The organism is Desulfobacterales bacterium, from assembly GCA_034003325.1.
Lineage (GTDB): Bacteria > Desulfobacterota > Desulfobacteria > Desulfobacterales > JAFDDL01 > JAVEYW01.
The window spans coordinates 126758-145205 of the sequence record JAVEYW010000009.1 but is presented as its reverse complement, the minus strand read 5'-3'; the positions used below and the strand labels follow the sequence as shown (position 1 = coordinate 145205).

15 protein-coding genes are annotated in these 18448 nt (G+C 48.9%); 6 read left to right on the top strand and 9 right to left on the bottom strand.

What is annotated here, in order from left to right; genetic code table 11:
* Positions 1-3: 3 nt before the first annotated feature.
* Both RBT11_11485 and RBT11_11480 read left to right on the top strand, forming a co-directional pair.
* On the top strand, positions 4-1221 hold the full coding sequence (locus RBT11_11485; protein MDX9787394.1) for an HRDC domain-containing protein: 1218 nt from the start codon (positions 4-6) through the stop codon (positions 1219-1221).
* Positions 1222-1287: 66 nt separating this feature from the next.
* Positions 1288-2778 carry a DUF853 family protein gene (locus RBT11_11480; GenBank protein ID MDX9787393.1) on the top strand — a complete coding sequence of 497 codons (1491 nt, stop codon included), beginning with the start codon at positions 1288-1290 and terminating at the stop codon, positions 2776-2778.
* Between the two features lie 109 nt (positions 2779-2887).
* Here RBT11_11480 and RBT11_11475 read toward each other — a convergent pair whose 3' ends face one another.
* The 4 genes from RBT11_11475 to RBT11_11460 all read right to left on the bottom strand — a co-directional run bounded on the left by RBT11_11475 (position 2888) and on the right by RBT11_11460 (position 6168).
* Entirely contained in the window at positions 2888-3922 is a 1035-nt protein-coding gene (locus RBT11_11475) for a DUF481 domain-containing protein (GenBank protein MDX9787392.1), read from the bottom strand.
* 190 nt (positions 3923-4112) lie between these two features.
* Positions 4113-4802, bottom strand: coding sequence for an aquaporin Z (gene aqpZ / locus RBT11_11470; GenBank protein ID MDX9787391.1), 690 nt, complete (start codon positions 4800-4802; stop codon positions 4113-4115).
* A gap of 96 nt (positions 4803-4898) precedes the next feature.
* Entirely contained in the window at positions 4899-5381 is a 483-nt protein-coding gene (mscL, locus tag RBT11_11465; protein ID MDX9787390.1) for a large conductance mechanosensitive channel protein MscL, read from the bottom strand.
* Positions 5382-5745: 364 nt separating this feature from the next.
* Positions 5746-6168: a hypothetical protein gene (locus RBT11_11460; GenBank protein MDX9787389.1), complete on the bottom strand. Its 423-nt coding sequence runs from the start codon at positions 6166-6168 to the stop codon at positions 5746-5748.
* Positions 6169-6494: 326 nt separating this feature from the next.
* Here RBT11_11460 and RBT11_11455 point away from each other — a divergent pair, with 326 nt between their 5' ends.
* The gene (locus tag RBT11_11455; GenBank protein ID MDX9787388.1) at positions 6495-7097 is read left to right on the top strand and encodes an alpha/beta fold hydrolase; all 603 of its coding nucleotides are present in this window, start codon (positions 6495-6497) and stop codon (positions 7095-7097) included.
* Between the two features lie 215 nt (positions 7098-7312).
* Here RBT11_11455 and RBT11_11450 read toward each other — a convergent pair whose 3' ends face one another.
* The 5 genes from RBT11_11450 to RBT11_11430 all read right to left on the bottom strand — a co-directional run bounded on the left by RBT11_11450 (position 7313) and on the right by RBT11_11430 (position 11370).
* Positions 7313-7537, bottom strand: coding sequence for a hypothetical protein (locus RBT11_11450; protein ID MDX9787387.1), 225 nt, complete (start codon positions 7535-7537; stop codon positions 7313-7315).
* A gap of 540 nt (positions 7538-8077) precedes the next feature.
* Positions 8078-8365 carry a transcriptional regulator gene (locus RBT11_11445; protein ID MDX9787386.1) on the bottom strand — a complete coding sequence of 96 codons (288 nt, stop codon included), beginning with the start codon at positions 8363-8365 and terminating at the stop codon, positions 8078-8080.
* A 228-nt stretch (positions 8366-8593) separates the two neighbouring features.
* Entirely contained in the window at positions 8594-9160 is a 567-nt protein-coding gene (gene amrA, locus RBT11_11440) for an AmmeMemoRadiSam system protein A (protein MDX9787385.1), read from the bottom strand.
* A gap of 32 nt (positions 9161-9192) precedes the next feature.
* Positions 9193-9420, bottom strand: coding sequence for a hypothetical protein (locus RBT11_11435; GenBank protein ID MDX9787384.1), 228 nt, complete (start codon positions 9418-9420; stop codon positions 9193-9195).
* Between the two features lie 54 nt (positions 9421-9474).
* A complete protein-coding gene (locus RBT11_11430) occupies positions 9475-11370 on the bottom strand; it encodes a SurA N-terminal domain-containing protein (protein ID MDX9787383.1) in 1896 nt (631 codons plus the stop codon).
* Positions 11371-12010: 640 nt separating this feature from the next.
* Here RBT11_11430 and RBT11_11425 point away from each other — a divergent pair.
* The 3 genes from RBT11_11425 to RBT11_11415 all read left to right on the top strand — a co-directional run bounded on the left by RBT11_11425 (position 12011) and on the right by RBT11_11415 (position 18355).
* Positions 12011-15073, top strand: a complete 3063-nt coding sequence (locus RBT11_11425) for a PEP/pyruvate-binding domain-containing protein (protein ID MDX9787382.1) — start codon at positions 12011-12013, stop codon at positions 15071-15073.
* A gap of 175 nt (positions 15074-15248) precedes the next feature.
* The gene (gdhA, locus tag RBT11_11420; GenBank protein ID MDX9787381.1) at positions 15249-16598 is read left to right on the top strand and encodes an NADP-specific glutamate dehydrogenase; all 1350 of its coding nucleotides are present in this window, start codon (positions 15249-15251) and stop codon (positions 16596-16598) included.
* A 296-nt stretch (positions 16599-16894) separates the two neighbouring features.
* Positions 16895-18355 carry a LuxR C-terminal-related transcriptional regulator gene (locus RBT11_11415; GenBank protein ID MDX9787380.1) on the top strand — a complete coding sequence of 487 codons (1461 nt, stop codon included), beginning with the start codon at positions 16895-16897 and terminating at the stop codon, positions 18353-18355.
* Positions 18356-18448: the final 93 nt, after the last annotated feature.

The window sequence follows — 18448 nt, the reverse complement described above, 5'->3', positions numbered from 1 at the left end:
AAAATGGAAGCAACCCTATCACTAGCTTATCAATATATCGATTCGAATGAAGGACTTGAAACAATGGCGGACCGCCTTACCGCGGAACCCACCGTTGCCGTGGACCTGGAAGCCGACTCCATGTATCATTTCAGGGAAAAGGTATGCCTGATACAGATGGCCTCCGCATCCGAAAGTTTTGTTATCGATCCGCTCAGAATCACTGACTTTTCCCCTCTCAAACCGCTATTGGCCCGGCCGGACATTCAAAAGGTTTTTCACGGTGCGGATTACGATATTCGAAGCCTTTACAGAGACTTCGGCATGGAGATTCACAATCTGCTGGATACGGAGTTGGCGTCCCGGTTTCTGGGGATTACGGAAACGGGCCTCGAAGCCGTACTGATGAATCGCTTTCACGTTCGGTTGGATAAAAAATATCAGAAAAAAGATTGGTCCCAAAGGCCTTTGCCGCTCGAAATGCTCGAATACGCAGCCCATGATGTTCTGTACCTGGTACCCTTAGCGCACCGGCTTGAGCAGGAGTTGGCGCAAAAAAACAGACTGTCCTGGGTGGCGGAGGAGTGCGAGTTGTTAAGCCGTGTGCGCCCCGCAAATAATGACGGCGCGCCGCTGTTTATGAAATTCAAGGGTGCTGGCCGCATGGATTCAAGAAGCCTTGCAGTCCTGGAGAACCTTCTGCAATTTCGAAAACAAATCGCCGAGAAAAAGGACCGGCCCGTGTTCAAAGTCCTCGGCAACAAAACACTTCAAGCCATTGCCGTTTCAAAACCAAACACACCAAAACAATTAGAAAAAGTGGATGGACTAAGCGGCACGCAACTGGGGATGTACGGCAAGACCATTATCGAACTGATTCACGAAGCACTGGCACTCCCGGAAACCGACTTGCCACATTATCCCCGCCAACCTATTGAGAGCTTGCCGGCGGCGCTTCCCCGCCGATTGAAAGCCCTGAAAGAATGGCGGGATAAAAAGGCGGAAGCCTTAAACATTGACCCGTCGATTATTTGCAACAAGGCGCTGATGTACGCCATCACCACCATAAATCCCATTGATGAGTCCGCCTTGGCAACCGTTGAAGGAATCAAAGAATGGCAGAAAGAGGCATTCGGCAAGGATATAATCCAATGCTTGAAGACACTCCGGGGGAAAAAGAAAAAACAGCCGACCGGTCATGAAAATTCGGTGCAACCGGGCCTTTTACCGAAAGCACCATAGGGCCCGTTGACTCCGCATTGTGATAACAGAACACCCGTAATGGTATCGTCAAAGAGGAGGTTGTGCATGAACCAGATCCTGATCGGTAAGGGCGAACAGCCGGTTCAATTGCTCGTCAAGTACGGAAACCGCCATGGCCTGATCGCGGGTGCCACCGGTACCGGCAAAACGATTTCTCTCATGGTATTGGCGGAAGGCTTTTCACGAATGGGCGTGCCGGTATTCATGGCGGACGTAAAAGGCGATGTCGCCGGTTTGGCGATGGCAGGTATCCCCAACGAGAAAATTCAGCAGCGGGTGACCCAAATCGGTATGGCAGGCTACGCCAATGAGGCAAATCCGGTGATATTCTGGGATGTGTTCGGCACGAACGGTCATCAAGTGCGCACCACTATCAGCGAAATAGGCCCGAGGCTACTGGGACGGATTTTGGAGATAAACGATACCCAGCTCGGCGTGCTCGATATCGTCTTCAAATTGGCGGATGACCAGGGGCTGCTATTGCTGGACCTTGACGACCTGCGCGCGCTGCTCGGGTTGGTGGCGGACAATCGAAAGGAGATTTCCAAACAATATGGTATGGTAAGCACTCAATCCGTGGCGGCCATACAACGGGCTCTCTTGTCGCTGCAAATGGAAGGCGGGGACGCCTTATTCGGCGAGCCCGCGTTGGAACTTAACGATTTGCTTCGCACCGACCTCAGCGGTCGCGGCATTATTAACATCCTTGTCTCGGATCAACTCGTCTTGAAACCACGGCTGTACTCAAGTTTTCTTCTATGGTTGCTCTCGGAGTTGTTTGAGAACCTGCCCGAAGTGGGCGACCTCGAAAAGCCTAAACTGGTTTTCTTTTTCGATGAGGCCCATCTGCTATTTAACGACGCCCCCCCAATACTGCGCCAGCGGGTGGATCAGGTTGTGCGAATCATCCGCTCCAAGGGCGTTGGGGTGTATTTCTGCTCGCAATTTCCAGATGATGTGCCGAACGAGATTCTGGGTCAACTCGGAAACCGTATTCAGCATGCACTGCGGGCTTATACGCCGCGAGACCAAAAGGCTGTGAAAACCGCTGCGGAAACCTTTGTTGAGAATCCAAAACTAAATGTCGCCGAAGTCATATCACAGCTCGGGGTTGGTGAAGCCCTGGTCTCCACGCTTCAAGAAAAGGGCGTACCGATGCCGGTGGAGCGAACGCTTATTTGTCCGCCACGCTGCCGAATAGGGTCCATCACGCCGGAAGAACGCACGGTGGTCCGGTTGCGCAGCCCTGTCAGCGGCAAGTACGACTCGCCGGTAAATCGCGAGTCGGCCCATGAAATTCTGAGTCGGCGTACTTTGGAAAAAGAACTGGCCGTATCGGGCGGCAATCAGGTTGAAGCCGAAAAACCGCATGACGGCAAGGGGAAGTTTGGTGATTGGCTATGGGGCACCAACCGCCGGCAGGGCATGGTGGAAACCTTGGCCAAGCAGGCTGCCCGCACTGTGGGAAGTCAAATCGGCCGGCAGATTCTACGCGGCGTTTTAGGCGGCATATTAGGCGGATCTCGCCGTCGTTAGTCCGCGAGCATTAGCCGGTGCAAGCTGAGGGGTTTTCACCCTCAGCTTGCCACCCCTCAGCACAGGGTTTCGTGCCAAACAAACAACATGACACTGAACGCATCCAAAATCAGTTTCCCCACAGATAACCAACAGAGAAAATATAGGCGTAATCACTCTCCTTTTTATCGGGAGAGGGGCTCTTGTCATAGTCCCAGTTCATTTGGGCGGTAAGGTTCAGGTTTTTATAAAATGGAACACGAAAGCCGGTTTGATTTAAAAGAACAAGGTCGTCCGCACTTTCAAGGCTCTGAAGACCCGTGTGGTACAGAAAAAATTGAAGAGAATCGGCCAAGAGGAAATGGTCGAACCGCAGTCCCCACCTTCCTGCCGTGAAACTATCATCCTCACCGATATTATAATTTTCGTTCACGTAGCTCACGCCGCCTTCCAAAGAAAGATTGGTGCGTTCGGACTCAATGAACTGATAGCCGAGGCCGGCGCCCAAGTTATATCTAAGGTCAAGATCCTTGAAATCATCCTGTTCAGCGGACGTATTGGCATAAGCATACCACTTTTCCCAGAAAAAGTGATCATATTGCATATACCCCATGGTCTTGTCCTCTGTTTTAACATTCTCGCTCTCAGCCCGCCGGTACAACCCTCCGATCGTATAACGGTTTTGGGTTGTGCGGGAAACAAACTCGACATCGGCATAAAAGTCTTCTCTGTCCGTGTTTCCGGACGTAATGCTGGCGCCTAAATTACTTCTCAACGTCGTTCTTAAAAGCGGTTTCGGGTTAATGACGGTCACATTTGCAAGATCCATGGATACTGGCGCGTCGAGCTTGTCCGCCGTTACACTGATCTTCCCCCCTTCACCGGGCTGAACGCGGCCCTGCACATTTGTTTCATCGCTTAAAACAACCCGGATAGGTTCTTCCGTCTTAAGATTCAAGACCTCGGCCCAATTAATGGAAACATCACCGGCGTAGGCCGTGCTGATAACAATAATTCCCGCCTCCAGTGATAGCACTTTGCCTGTGAGACGATCTCCGTTTTTGAGCCACACCTCGTCAGCAGAAACCGTTCCGCAGATCAACAAAACAAAAATCACTGCCAATAAAAGAACTGAGACGCTTTTTCCTTTTATATATTCCCTCATACCTTCCCCTCCTGTAAAATGTTTTGGCCGCTTTATTTTTTGGGCGCGACCTTCCTAGTTTTGACGGCAAACCTCACCGTCGATCGATTTCCCCGTTCTCACGCGTCACCCGGAATTAAAAAAGCGTAAGCTGTTAAGTTTATTCGATCTTTTTAAATTGTCACCTAACGCTGGGATTTGGGATTTTCAGCTAGTTTTCTTCGCTACCGATGAAGCGATAAATCGCAGCGCCCAAGGTTCCGCCGATGATAGGGGCCACCCAGAAAAGCCAAAGCTGTGCAACGGCCCAGCCCCCCACAAACACGGCAACCCCCGTACTGCGTGCCGGATTCACGGAGGTGTTTGTGACCGGAATGCTGATCAAATGGATGAGCGTCAGGCACAAACCGATTGCAATCGGCGCGAAGCCTTGTGGTGCGCGCTTGTCCGTCGCTCCGAGAATGACAATGATAAATATCATGGTCATCACGATTTCAGTTATTAAGGCTGCCGAAAAACTATACTCGCCAGGGGAATGGCTGCCATAGCCGTTTGAAGCAAACCCTGCGGATACATCAAAGCCCGCTTTGCCGCTGGCGATAAGATACAAGACACCCCCCGCGACAACGGCGCCGAAAACCTGTGCAATGATATAGGGCACCAAGTCTTTGGCCGGGAAACGTCCGCCAACCCAAAGGCCGACTGAAACTGCCGGATTCAGGTGACAACCGGATATGTGCCCGATAGCGAAGGCCATGGTCAAAACAGTTAATCCAAAGGCGAGTGAAACACCCAGAAGACCGATGCCGACGTTGGGAAATGCAGCGGCCAATACAGCGCTGCCACACCCACCCAACACCAGCCAAAACGTCCCGATAAATTCTGCGCAATACTTTTTCATTATTTTCTCCTTCTATAGAGATAGTAATTAACAAAGCCGATAATGATCACCGCCAGCTGAAAAAGCCGTTAATTCAAATCGTTGTTTAGATTGGACTTACAAGCTGGAAGTGCAGTGCGCACATTTTGTCGCCTTGATCGGGATGGTGGAAAGGCAGTGGGGACACTCTTTGGTCGTCGGTTCCGGAACCGCCTCCGCCTGCTGGCGTTGCAGCTTGTTCATGCCTTTGATCAGCAGAAACACGGAAAAGGCGACAATCAAGAAGCTGATGATGGTGTTGAAAAAAGCGCCGTAGCCCAATGTGACGGCACCCGCCTCTTTGGCGGCTGCGAGGGTGAGGTAAGGACCGGCGACTGCCGCGCCTTCCTTGAGGGTGATAAAAAGGTCCGAGAAATCGACACTACCCAGGAGCAGACCGATAGGCGGCATGATCACTTCATCCACAAGGGATTTGACAATGGTTCCGAAAGCCGCGCCGATAATAATACCCACGGCCATGTCCACAACATTTCCCCGCATTGCAAATTCTTTGAATTCTTTTAACATTGCGCAACTCTCCTTTCTTTGTTTTAAATTCATCCCGGAAGGCTGGAATCAATCAATATAGTCATAAGAACCCAAAAGTTGAGCCGAAAAGCTCACTGTCGCCATTATTCCCTTCCTGCCGAATAGTCCCCGCGGCTCTGACCCATTTTTGAAAACACACAGGACTCCGCACAACCCATGCGGAGTCCTGTCCGGGTGCTCTGGCCGTTTTCCACAAACCTCGAAACCGATAACTACCGGGGATCTTGCCGCAGGCTTCTCAGAACCTCATCAGTTCGGACTTCACCACAGCAAGAAATCGTAGTTAATTCCGAATTCACGGCTCTTTCTCTTCTTGATTATAATATTACCCGCCGCAATAAACCGGATAAATCTGATTCAATGAACGCCAAATTTTCTATGGATTTTTCGGAAGCCCCGCCTCTTTGGCCGCATCAATCGCATCAGAAGCCCCTTCTTTCGTTGCCTCTACGACGTCCGCTGTTTTTTCCTCAACTGCTTGAGCGGCTTCCGATGCCATTTCCTTACTCGCATCAACGGCGTCGGCAGCCGCTTCTTTCGTTGCCTCCACCATGTCCGCTGTTTTTTCTTCAACTGCTTGAGCAGCTTCCGACGTCATTTCCTTACTCGCATCAACGGCGTCGACAGCCGCTTCTTTCGTTGCCTCTGCGGCTTCCTTGGTTTTTTCGATCGCTGAATCCAAAGTTTTTGCGGCATCTTCAGCGGCTTTGTTATCAGGTGCTTTACTACCGCTGTCACAACCTGTTATAGAAAATAACAAAAAACAAATCGCCCCCAACATCATCAAACCACGTTTCATCAGCAGTCCTCCTTTGAAATTAAACATTCAAAATTAAACCCCGCACAGAAAACCCTTGCAGGATTTCGCTTAATCGCTTGTTGAAAGTCTATCGCTAAAAAGACTGCTAAGACAAGAAAAATTTTTTAAGGTTGCTGTAACCAAATGAATTATCCAGACTTGTAGCACATCATTTGTCGGGATTTATCTGCACCTTGAGGGCGGGCGGGAAATCACCGGTTCGTGGATTTTTGTATTTATGTTACGATCAAATTTTGTTAGGTTGCCGCTTGCGTTATAATCAGGTAATTGTTATTATTAAACAGATATTATGGGAACTTGCATGCATGGCGACAAAGGTTTCGTTTTTTTCCGGCGAACTTGAGATGGAAGGGCTTTTAACGCTCAACCGAACGGCTAAGGGCGCGGTCATTGCCCATCCTCACCCGCTCTATGGCGGCGACATGTTTAACCCCGTGGTGCAGACGATTTCAGAAGCTTATGAGGAGAAAGGGTTCAGCACCCTGCGATTCAATTTCAGGGGCGTCGGCGCTAGCCAAGGTTGTTATGATGACGGCGTCGGAGAAGCAATCGACATTGAATCCGCAGCCGCCTTTATCCGCTCAAAAGGGGTATCGCACGTCGATCTGGTCGGTTACTCCTTCGGCGCCTGGGTGATTACCAAAGTGCCGCCCGATGCCTCTCGAACAGGGCGGGTGATATTCATCTCCCCGCCGGTAGCCTTCATGGACATGCCCGTTTCCCTTAAGATTCCCAACCTTCACCTTGTCGTCACCGGGAATAGAGATGATATCGCGCCTCCGAATCTGATCAAACAACGATTACCCCATTGGCACCCCGACGCCCGTCTGGAAATCTTAAACAGCACGGATCATTTTTATGGATATGCAACGGATGCGCTTCGAAAAGCACTTCTGATGAACATTTAGACCCTTTGTCAGAGACGCGTACAAAAAAGCGTGTATCATTGGAGGAGGTTGTTGGCCGCCAAGCAGGCCGACTTCCGGCTTTGCCGGGTGAGGCCCTTTACCAGAAAGATGCACACCTTTGCGTGTATATTCGCCGAAGGTGAAAGATAGCTTCTATGCATCCCAGCATCCCAGCATCCCAGCATCCCAGCATCCCAGCATCCGGCTTTGCCGGATTAGGCAATGATATTCAATAGGCAAGCCAACATCTCTCCCTGTGCTTGAATGGTTTTGAGATTGGCGCGATGCCCGTTTTCGATCAAGCTGGTCTTGGCGAATGCCGACCCCCCATTGACATCGGAATTCTCTCGAAATGCCTTGGAAATCTGATCCGATACCGTTGCCATTTCCTTCCCGTACGTTGCGAGGGCGACCGCGTTTGCGCTGATTGACCCGACCATGCTGTGTTTCCCCTATATTCTGATTTGGCTTCCCTAAGTGCCGTTATTTTCAACGAACTCAAATTGTTTGGGATAATAGAGGCCGCCGAAAAGATGCACGCACACCCGAGAAGCCATTTTTTTCATACTTTTTTTGTGTTGGACCTATGGCGAATGTTACCGTTTCCGCTGATAAATATCAATGACGAAGCCGGGGTTCCGCAGAGCAATCGCATGAAACCCATAGCCCGCTTCAGCCTTGAGGACAATCGGATTCCAGCTGCGGCAAACTCACGCGGAACGCGTTCAAACAGTGCCGCAGCTTCCATCCGATCCCCCCTCAAGGCTTTCGCTCCCAGCTGTTCATTTCTACATACAATTGCCCTGCGGGATTCCGGAATTTGCTCTTATTTTGCTGTAATCATATCCATAACAAAATGCATGCCAACACCAGAACCTGCATCTATAATTAAATATTCAAGAGGTTGGCACACAACCGGCTCGGGCGCCGCTAAAGTGCAACCAAAAATTGTCAGCGTTATCGACAAAATGCGGCAGTTGTCAGGGTGTTTCAATTCGATACAAGGCCGGTTCCAGATGCCCTTTTTTACACTTCGGACAACGTCCGGGCCGCTGAAAACGCTTTCGCTCCTTAAATTCAAATCCGCAGGAAAGGCACCGGTGCGGGGTTATTCGAATTTTCCTTTCCTGATTGGCAAGGCTTCGGGAGATATGAAGCAAATGATCATAAACATCTTTTTCCCGTATGCCCAAGGACTTGGATACGGCCCTGACATCCATCTCGCCTTCTTCCAACTGCGCGATAATTTGCTGTCGAATGGTCAGCATGGTTTGGCTCGTCTATTTCCCCTCGCCGGACATTCCTTTAAATACGCTTTTTAAAGTATCTTTCAATGAATCGGTTTTCTGCTGACCGCTTGTGTCACCCGCTGTTTTCTTGTCCGATTCAAATAAGTTGGGCGGAATCTTTTCTGCCTTTTTTCCACGCCGCCACTTAGATTCGGGCTAAAAACGGAACTGCAAGCGGTATGTGTTCATCAATGTGTCTAAAGCGCGTTATTCGGAAAAGTATTCAACTTGATAGATTTTTATTTGGGTTTCCTTGTCTAACCAAGCCTTGCCGGGCAGGCCCGCTTTCAGACAAAGATGCGTTAAAAATGACTCCACTTCGGGGAGTTGCTCCCATACCTGGGGCAAGAATGTGGCTGAGCGCCGGCCATGCGTAAGAATCACTCCATGAACGCCGGGAATCAATTTTTTCTTAAGATCCTGTTCATCGGAGAAAGGTAGCGGTTCAGGGGGTGTTAATACACTGATTTCAACTTCTATTTCCGGTAATTCAGCCGCAGTCAAGGCAGGAAATCGCGGATCGCCAAATGCGGCATTCAATGCGTTATCCTTAACACAGCTCAGAAGGGGTTTTACCGCTTCTATTGTACCGATGCACCCTCGCAACACCCCCTTTTTATGAAGGGTCACAAAACAACCTCGTTTTTCCAACAGCAAAGGAAAGGCCTTCCCCGAAGTTTCCGGCAATGAAACATCCGTTAAAAGCGAGGAGGCAATCATGGCGCGCGCGGTCCGTAAAAGGAAGGTTTTTTCCTCGTGCGAATACTTGTCCATAGCCACCATCTTGTTTGCCGTTCTTTTTAATATTATTTAAAAAACGCCCACCACACGAACCATCCCAACAGCAAGAAGGAGAAAATACAGGCTGTATAGCCGTACCAGTCAATCGGCCTTTTGGCCCTCCCCTGACGGTCAATAGCCCCCACACGTTTGCCGCAAACGCCACAACGGTAGGCATTCAGCGGCAGATCTGCGGAACAAAAGGGGCATCGTTTAGTGCTAAACCCGAATTTGTTGGTAGTTCTTAGAGGCATTGCGCTAATTCCCCTTTTCGTCAAAGCATCATCACCGGTGGGAAGACCCCGTGCCTAAATATTTCGGAATGCTTCATCAATACTGATTTCACTTTTTGCTCTTACTTGATCCATCCATCGGCTAAAAAACTCTCGTTCCTTTTGTTCCTGCAAGGCCGCTTTAATTTTTTCCATTTCCACGGCAAAGCCGTCTGCACCCGAATGCTTGCGCTCTTTTAATTGAATGAGATACATCCCCTTGTTTCCCTGCAGCACAGACTGGGCCAGCTTATTTTCTGCCGAAAGCTTAAACGCCGCATTAGCGATTTCACGTTCGAAGCCGATCTGGGGTATCATCTCGTCTCGCTTGAAAAATCCGGTTGCAAACATTTTAATCCCGTACTTTTCAGCTTCCGTGGCCATATCCGCCCCCGACTTAAGCGCTGTGAGCATCGCCTCGGCATCGGCTTTGGCCTTTTCTCCCTGAAGCTGTTTAATCACATCAAGCCTTACATCGGCCTTTATCGTATTAAGTTCCTGAATCACTTCGGGTTTGGTCTCCAGCCGCTGAAGAATAAAAAAGCCGGCATCGAAATCGAGAACGTTACTGATATCACCATCTTCCAATTCAAAAGCGGCGCCGGCAAATTTTCCGGCCTCAGCCAGAGAGAGCGCGTCACCTTTCCGGTTAAAAAAATCCGTTTCTTTGACCGTTAGTTTTAAGGCAACAGCTGTTTTTCCCAGATCGCCCTCCACAAATGCCGCATCGTATGCCGACTCGGCCTGCTCCAGAGCCATTTCCCGCGCGGCTTTTCGGGTCAGTTTCTCACGGATCTCCGCAGTTGCATCCGCTAAAGAGCGGACAGAGGCTTCATTCACTTTTTCCACTTTAATAATATGCCAACCGAATTGGGTCCGCACCGGGTCGCTGATCTCATTTGCAGCCATTGAAAATGCCTTGTCTGCAAATGGCTTAACCATGGCATCTTTTTTAAAAGCACCTAAAAATCCCCCTTGCTCCTTGCTGGGCCCCTCGGAATATTTTTTCGCCAGCTCGGCAAAGTCGACCCCTTTTCTGGCCTCCACCAAAATATTCGATATTTTATTCAAAGCTTCGGCGACCCTCTCCTCCGGAGCATCTTCTGCAACCTTAACTAAAATATGGCGGGCTTCGACGGTTTTTTCGGATGCGAACTCATGTTGAAACTCCTCATAATAGGCCAAAATATCGGAGTCCTGAACCAACCCTTTTGTTTCGTATTCCTCCGGCTTAAAATGGAAATAACGTACTTTCACTTCGGCTTCGGTTTTATAGGCCGCCTTATTTTCATCATAAAAGGCTTTTAATTGCGCCTCCGTCGGCTCTATCCCCTTGTAATTTTCCGGAATGAACGGCGCAACATCCATGTTAACCATCACGTTTTTAAAATCATACCACGCTCTAGCCTCTCCCTCGGAAACCTGAATTCCACCCAGCACCATCGCTCTTAGTTTATCAACCAAAATATCTTTTCGTTGCTCTTCCTCAAAGGCCTCGGGAGTCATTCTGATCTGCTGCATCATCGCCGAGTACCGCCTATTGTCAAAAATGCCGGCCGAGCGAAAAGCCTCGATGCTTTGAATCGTCTCCACCAACTCCTGATCGGACACCCGAAGGTTTAATTTTTTGGCTTCTTGTAACATCAGTTTCTGATTTATCAACATCTGGAGGACCTGTTGTCCGATCTGAAGCTTTTCGATCATTTCAGGGGTCAATTGATCACCAAACCGCCGTTTTAAATTATCGAGGTGATTATTGTAAGCCCGCCGATAGGCATCCCGGCCAATAGACTCCCCATTAACGGAAGCCACCCGGTTGGCTTTATCTTCCTGAAAGCTCCCGACACCCCAGAAAACAAACACGATGACAATGGCAATAAAAATGACTTTAATCAGCCATGAACCAGCCTTTTTCCGCATAAATCCAAGCATTTAATTCCCCTCTGCGTTAATTGGTTAGGAACGGTTTGTCGCCGCATTTGAACATCGCGTTTCCTTTAGCGTTGACTATCAATAAAAACTTAGGAAAATCAGCGGGGTTTAACCGCTTAGGTTTTTATAGCGCTATTATTTTATATCGACTCTTTTGTCAACAGATGCCACGTCCGATCCGCGCTGATGCATGAGATCCCCCCTTGCCCCCCATCTACTTGATTATCATTGCAAAACGTTTTGAATACTGTGCCAGGCAGTTAACAGTTGCCCCACCCGCATCGCCTGTATTCGATGAGTTTTGCCCGCTTGAAAAATGCCACCCTGTTTTACGAAGTCGATGAAATTCACAGCGTGAAAAGCCCGATGATTACCACAGAACGAACTACGTAGATTTTTAACGTAGTATTATTATGTTTTTATCGCGTTGTATTATGGAGACATTTATCTTATTAATTAGTTCTAATGCGCTGAAAAACAGCTAGTTACTGAAAAATAAGGCGAATATAACCCTGGTTGCCCAATGCGTATTGCCGGGTAGTAGTACCATGATAGCGAAAAGCGGTAACGGCATTCACCCTTTAATGGCGGATCGCACTCGATCGATAGTACGGGGCCAATACAGAAAGAGATCCTGAAAATGAGTGTTGCGTATAGAGAAAAAGAGACCCCCCTTTCAGATTCGATTTTCGTTCCCTCCCCGTCACTCAGCTTAAGTCTAAGTTCAAGTCCAGCCACATCCAAACCCTCTATCGGCTTTTCTCATATCGTCCACGAGTTGATGACCCGGCAAATTCGTGATATTTTGCTGATTTCAAGCCCTTACAGCATTTTCAACTTTGAAGAGGACGGCAATCTCGAGGATAAATTAATAAATGAATATAATGGATTGCACCTCGGTTACCCACCCAGAATCACGGGTGCCGCCTCGGCGGAAGAGGCTTTCTGGCTGTTAAAAAACAAGTCGTTCGATATGGTGATTCTCGCGCCGCATGCCAATGATTCAGGCGCCGCCGCCTTGGGGCGTGAGATCAAAAAATTCCGGCATGACATTCCCGTGATTCTGTTGGCTCACGGTACGAAGGGGTTGTTAACCTATTCTGAAAGCAGCGAAACTACGGCTTTTGACAATGAATTCATCTGGTCGGGCAGTCCGGATTTGCTGTTGTCGATGATAAAAATAACGGAAGATCACTTGAATGTGGACAACGATACCCAAAAAGCCGGCGTTCGCGTATTGCTTCTGGTTGAGGATTCTCCGGAATATTATTCGTATTTCCTGCCCGTTATCTATAAAGAAATTGTAAGTCAGACACAGGCGTTACTGAATGTCGGGCTGAACGAAAAAATAAAACTGCTTACCATGAGAACCCGGCCCAAAATACTTCTTGCAAGAAACTTTGAAGAGGCCGTGCATTTTTACCATCGGTACCGATCGTTTTTGCTCGGGGTTATCTCCGATACGCGGCTGCCGCGTGAAGGGAAAACAGACCCGGCGGCCGGCGTCACATTGCTTTCCCGAATTAGAAAAGATATCCCCGAATTACCCCTGCTGCTCATGAGCGCCGAATCCGACAATCAGAAGGCGGCTGTGGACATTCCCGCCGTTTTTATGGATAAAAACGCCTCCAATCTCAGCCGGGAGATTCATAATTTTTTCCTGCCATACCTCGGATTCGGCGATTTTGTTTTCCGAACACCTGACGGCCGGGAGATCTGCCGAGCGGAGAATCTATGCAAACTTGAAGCCATGCTTGCCAACGTACCGGATGAATCGATTTTGTATCACGCCGCAGGCAACCATTTTTCCGCTTGGCTGATGGCCCGCGCGGAAAGTGACCTGGCCCTTAAGTTTCGATCCGTTAAGCTTGCCGATTTCAAGAACGCGGATGAAATCAGACAATACCTTATTTCGAGTATTAACCATTTTCGGACCAGCTGCCAACAAGGTATTATTTCCAAATTCAATCACACCCATTTCGATGCCACAATCAGTGAATTTTCTAAGATCGGCCACGGATCATTGGGCGGCAAAGCCCGAGGGATAGCGTTTATGGGCGCGTTGTTGCGGCAACATGCAGCGATTGCCTCAAAGTATCCCAAAATTAACATTAACATGCTTAAAACCCTTGTTATCTGCACCGATGTGGTAGACGCTTTTGTTCGCGAAAACAATCTGGCGGACATAGCAGACTCTAGCGCTTCGGATGCCCAAATCGCGGCGGCGTTCGAAAAGGCCGATTTGCCGGATGAATTGCTAAAAAAACTAAAAGTTTATCTGAGCCAGGTCACCTTCCCCCTGGCGATTCGCGCATCCAGACAGCAGGAAGACACGTTTTTCGATACCGACCGACAGTGTGGTCATACATGTATGATTCCCAATAATCAAAGCGTGTTATCGGCCAGACTGGCTGCGTTGGCGCGCGCGATAAAACGGGTATGCGCCACCACTTATTTCGCGACATTCAGCACATTGCGCAAGAACTCGGGAAATCAGCCTTTCAATGAATCCATGGCCATCATGATTCAACAATTGGCCGGCGGACATTACGGGGATTACTTTTATCCGGCCGTATCCGGTTCAGCAGCCTCTTATAATTACTATCCTTTTTCGCACATGAAACCCGAAGACGGCATTGTGCGAATGGCATTGGGCTTTGGCGGTGCCGTATTGAACGATAGCAGGACATTGCGGTTTTCACCCAAATATCCGACCATTTTCCCCCAGTTTTCATCCGTTCAAGAAACGCTCAACCATTCGCAGCGTTATTTTTATGCATTAAAAATAAATGGGCTCAATGATTCGGATTGTTCAGGTGCTTTTTATGAGCTGGTGAAGCGCGAGGTCGATGAATCCGTAAACGAGTTTCCAGTTCAGGCATTGGCCAGCACGTACCTTATCGAAGAAAACCGTATTCGAGATACGTTTCAATCAAACGGAACAAGTATCATGACGTTGGCTCCGCTTCTAAAATATGACGGAATGGGTCTATCCGGTTTTTTGTGCGACCTTCTGGAAATCGGCCAAAAAGGATTGGGATGTCCGGTTGAAATTGATTTTTCCCTGCAATTAGATCCGCAAAAGCCGGGCTGTTGCGATTTTTCCATCGTTCAGATTCGTCCCATGTCGTCGAATGCCGTTCAGCGAAATTGCCGAATCAATGAGTCGGAACGCCAAGAAGCCCTGTGCTTTTCCAACCAAGCGCTCGGCAACGGCGTTCATCATCAATTAAAGGATGTCGTTTATGTGAAGCCCGAAACTTTTCGCCCGGACCAAACACCCGCAATTGCGGAAGATTTAAAAAAGCTGAATGACGGGCTTGTTAAGTCACATTGCGCCTATCTGCTCATGGGCCCCGGAAGATGGGGAACCTCGGATAGGTGGTTGGGCATACCGGTCTCTTGGCGAGATATATCAGGCGCCGGCGCGATTATCGAACTTCGGAACGAACAACTGAAGGTCGATCCTTCCAGGGGATCTCATTTTTTCAATCATATCACCTCCAAAGGCATACCTTATATTACCATTGATCAGGTCTCTGAAAAGCCACCAAACGGTCGTGATGATTATTTTGACTGGACACAGATTCATCAACTGCCTACAATTTCAGAGACGGCCTATGTTCGTCACGTTCGTTTTGAACAAGCCCTGAAGCTGAAAATCGACGGGAAAAATTCTCAATGTGTCATCAATAGAGGCTGATCACGCAAATATTATATTCAATTACTTAAAATACTAAGGGGTTACATTCTCCTTTCTTTTCAGCTACGGCGGGTCTACCGATGGATAAGCCCCTTCGATAGTCACGCACGCCATGCTCGGGGCGAATTAATACCAAAACCTTATCAACTGAATGATAGCATCAAAAGGGGGTTGCATGTCGGATATTTTGGCAGCGATTAAGGAAAAAGATCCTGGTGAAAAAGAGTTCCATCAGGCCGTTCAAGAGATCGTGGAAACAGTAAAGCCGGTTTTGGATCAAAATCCGGAATACCGCCAGGCACGCATTCTGGAAAGAATTACGGAGCCTGAACGTGTCATTATGTTTCGCGTTCCTTGGGTTGATGATGCAGGCGGGGTTCAAGTAAACAGAGGCTTTCGCATTGAAATGAATAGTGCGATCGGACCGTACAAAGGCGGTCTTCGATTCCACCCGTCCGTGAATCTGAGCATATTGAAGTTTCTCGCCTTTGAGCAGGTTTTTAAAAACTCCCTCACCACGCTTCCCATGGGGGGAGGAAAAGGCGGCGCCGACTTCGATCCCAAAGGCAAGTCCGATAATGAAGTGATGCGATTCTGCCAGAGCTTCATGGCGGAGCTTTTCCGGCATATCGGACCCAATACGGATGTGCCCGCCGGTGACATTGGTGTTGGGGCGCGTGAAATTGGTTTTCTTTTTGGTATGTATAAAAAACTTCGAAATGAATTCACGGGCGTATTGACCGGCAAGGGGATATCCTGGGGGGGAAGTCTGATTCGCCCGGAAGCTACCGGATACGGTTGTGTCTATTTTGCCTCGGAAATGCTGGCCACCCGCCAGGACACATTGGCAGGGAAAGTCTGCCTGGTATCAGGTTCGGGAAACGTTGCCCAATACACGGTCGAAAAGCTTATCGAATTGGACGCCAAGACCGTCACCCTTTCCGATTCATCCGGATATATCTACGACGAGGAGGGGATCACGCAAGAAAAACTTGAGTTTGTTAAGCGGCTAAAAAATATTAGACGCGGCAGAATCAAGGAATACGCGGAAAAATATACCAGTGCCGTTTACACGGAGCTATCCCCGGGCATGGATTTTAACCCCTTGTGGAATCATCGGGCGGATTGTGCTTTTCCAAGTGCGACGCAAAACGAAATCAATGCAAAAGATGCCTCGCATTTGATGAGCAACGGGATTCAACTGGTCGCCGAGGGCGCCAACATGCCTTCCATGCCGGATGCAGTGGATATTTTTCAGGATCACAAGATTCTGTTTGCTCCGGGGAAAGCGTCCAATGCGGGCGGGGTAGCCGTTTCCGGGCTGGAAATGAGTCAGAACGGCATGCGCTTGAACTGGCCGAGAGAAGAGGTGGATAATCGTTTGAAAATAATAATGAAAAGCATCCACAAGTCCTGTACCGATGCCGCTGCGGCCTATGGCACACCCGGCAACTATGTCGCCGGCGCCAATATCGCCGGTTTTGTCAAGGTCGTCAATGCCATGATTGATCAGGGCGTCGTGTAACCGCAGCCCCGCATAAAGGCACCGTTCTTTGAATCTTATCCGCCTGTCGGTAAAGATTCAAAGAACGAAATATTGAATCTAAAATCGGCGGTTCCATTCGGGGGCGCCGATTCTTCCCTCTTTGCGCCGATACCATTCGGCTGGCCGGCGCCATCAGGGGAAGCACCCTTTCATTCACTTGATATTATTTCCGGAAAATTGTAACTAACGGGCATTTACAAGATGCATTTTTCGACACATTGGCCGCTGAAGGCGGTTACAGGTTTTTACCGAAAAAACGGCGTTAGGGATAATGAATGATTCGAACAGACCCCCCAAAAAAGACAAGCTCCCGCCCACATCAACAGGTAGCGGGCCGACCGGCAATTCAGGCGGACGATGCCCCCACCGAAACACTGCATCAAGAGCTTATGGCGTTGCGCCAAAGGAACGCGCAATTGGAAGCATTTGAAGTCAAGCACCGCGCTATGGAGGCGGAACTTAGAGATCAAACACATAAGCTTCAGGAAAGAATAAAGGAGATAAACTGCCTCTACAGCATCTCCAGACTTGTCGAAAAATCCCAAACGTCCCTCAATGAAATCTATCAGGGAATCGTCAATTTAATTCCGGACTCATGGCAGTATCCCGAAATCGCAAGTGCGCAGCTCACCATTAACGGGCATGAATACAAAACCGATAATTATTCGGTCAGCCCATGGCAGCAGTCGGTGGACATTATCATTTACGGCAAGCCATCCGGCAAATTAACCGTCTGTTACCGGGAGGAAAAACCCGCTTGCCATGAAGGCCCCTTTCTGCAAGAGGAGCGATCCCTGCTCAATGCCGTCGGTGAGAGACTTGGGCGAATTACCGAACAAAAGCAGATTGAAGAAACCCTTCGCGAACAGGCGCATGACCTACGAGAAAGAATTAAGGAAATCAATTGCCTTTACGGCATTTCCAAACTTGTGGAAAAGCCGGACAGCACGCTGGAAGAAATCTGCCAGGGGGTCGTCGAGCTGATCCCTTTTTCATGGCAGTACCCAAAAATCACCAGTGCTCAGCTCACTGTCAACGGCAGGAAATATGAAACGGCAAACCACAAGGAGACGCAATGGAAACTATCCGCACCGCTCAGTGTATACGGCCGGAAAGTCGGCGTACTGATGGTCTGCTACCATGAAGCAAAACCGCCATGCCATGAAGGGCCGTTTTTAAAGGAAGAATGCGCATTGCTTTATGCGGTCGCCGAGAGATTGGGGCGGATTACCGAGCAAAAGCAAGCGGAAAAAGCGCTTTATGAAAGCCGAATGCAGCTGGAAAACCAAAATCTGTTGCTTCAGGAAAAAAATATTGCCTTAAGGGAAATCATGGAGCAGGTGCTGACGGAAAAAAAGAACTTGGAAAAACGGGTTCTGGCCAACGTCGACAGGCTCATCCTGCCCCTGCTGAATAAACTGAAAAACAAGGACACGCGAATCGAAAAGCAATACATCCATTTATTGGAAGAAAATCTGGCGACGCTGACCTCTCAATTCGGCAGCAAAATCTCTCGAATCGTACCGAGACTAACGCCCAGAGAAAACGAAATCTGCAACATGATCCGTAGCGGCATGACGTCCAAGGAAATTGCCTTATTGCTGAACATTTCACACCGCAGCGTCGAAACCTATCGGAATTTTATACGAAAAAAACTTGGCATTACCCACACCAAAGTAAACCTGCCCTCCTTTTTGGCCCAATTGGAAGAAAGCACAACAACCGCGGACCAATAAGGAACCATTGGGCTACGCCCGCAATAATATCGCTAACACCCGCGCATCCGCTTTTCTTAAACCGAAAAAGATATGATATTCAAAATAGTTAAG

Excerpts from the sequence above, each read along its gene's own strand:
- amrA (MDX9787385.1), bottom strand. The coding sequence starts at position 9,160 with ATGGACAAGTATTCGCACGAGGAAAAAACCTTCCTTTTACGGACCGCG.
- aqpZ (MDX9787391.1), bottom strand. The coding sequence starts at position 4,802 with ATGAAAAAGTATTGCGCAGAATTTATCGGGACGTTTTGGCTGGTGTTG.
- RBT11_11455 (MDX9787388.1), top strand. The coding sequence starts at position 6,495 with ATGGCGACAAAGGTTTCGTTTTTTTCCGGCGAACTTGAGATGGAAGGG.
- RBT11_11485 (MDX9787394.1), top strand. The coding sequence starts at position 4 with ATGGAAGCAACCCTATCACTAGCTTATCAATATATCGATTCGAATGAA.
- RBT11_11445 (MDX9787386.1), bottom strand. The coding sequence starts at position 8,365 with ATGCTGACCATTCGACAGCAAATTATCGCGCAGTTGGAAGAAGGCGAG.
- RBT11_11425 (MDX9787382.1), top strand. The coding sequence starts at position 12,011 with ATGAGTGTTGCGTATAGAGAAAAAGAGACCCCCCTTTCAGATTCGATT.
- mscL (MDX9787390.1), bottom strand. The coding sequence starts at position 5,381 with ATGAATTTAAAACAAAGAAAGGAGAGTTGCGCAATGTTAAAAGAATTC.
- RBT11_11430 (MDX9787383.1), bottom strand. The coding sequence starts at position 11,370 with ATGCTTGGATTTATGCGGAAAAAGGCTGGTTCATGGCTGATTAAAGTC.
- RBT11_11480 (MDX9787393.1), top strand. The coding sequence starts at position 1,288 with ATGAACCAGATCCTGATCGGTAAGGGCGAACAGCCGGTTCAATTGCTC.
- RBT11_11460 (MDX9787389.1), bottom strand. The coding sequence starts at position 6,168 with ATGAAACGTGGTTTGATGATGTTGGGGGCGATTTGTTTTTTGTTATTT.
- gdhA (MDX9787381.1), top strand. The coding sequence starts at position 15,249 with ATGTCGGATATTTTGGCAGCGATTAAGGAAAAAGATCCTGGTGAAAAA.
- RBT11_11450 (MDX9787387.1), bottom strand. The coding sequence starts at position 7,537 with ATGGTCGGGTCAATCAGCGCAAACGCGGTCGCCCTCGCAACGTACGGG.
- RBT11_11435 (MDX9787384.1), bottom strand. The coding sequence starts at position 9,420 with ATGCCTCTAAGAACTACCAACAAATTCGGGTTTAGCACTAAACGATGC.
- RBT11_11475 (MDX9787392.1), bottom strand. The coding sequence starts at position 3,922 with ATGAGGGAATATATAAAAGGAAAAAGCGTCTCAGTTCTTTTATTGGCA.
- RBT11_11415 (MDX9787380.1), top strand. The coding sequence starts at position 16,895 with ATGATTCGAACAGACCCCCCAAAAAAGACAAGCTCCCGCCCACATCAA.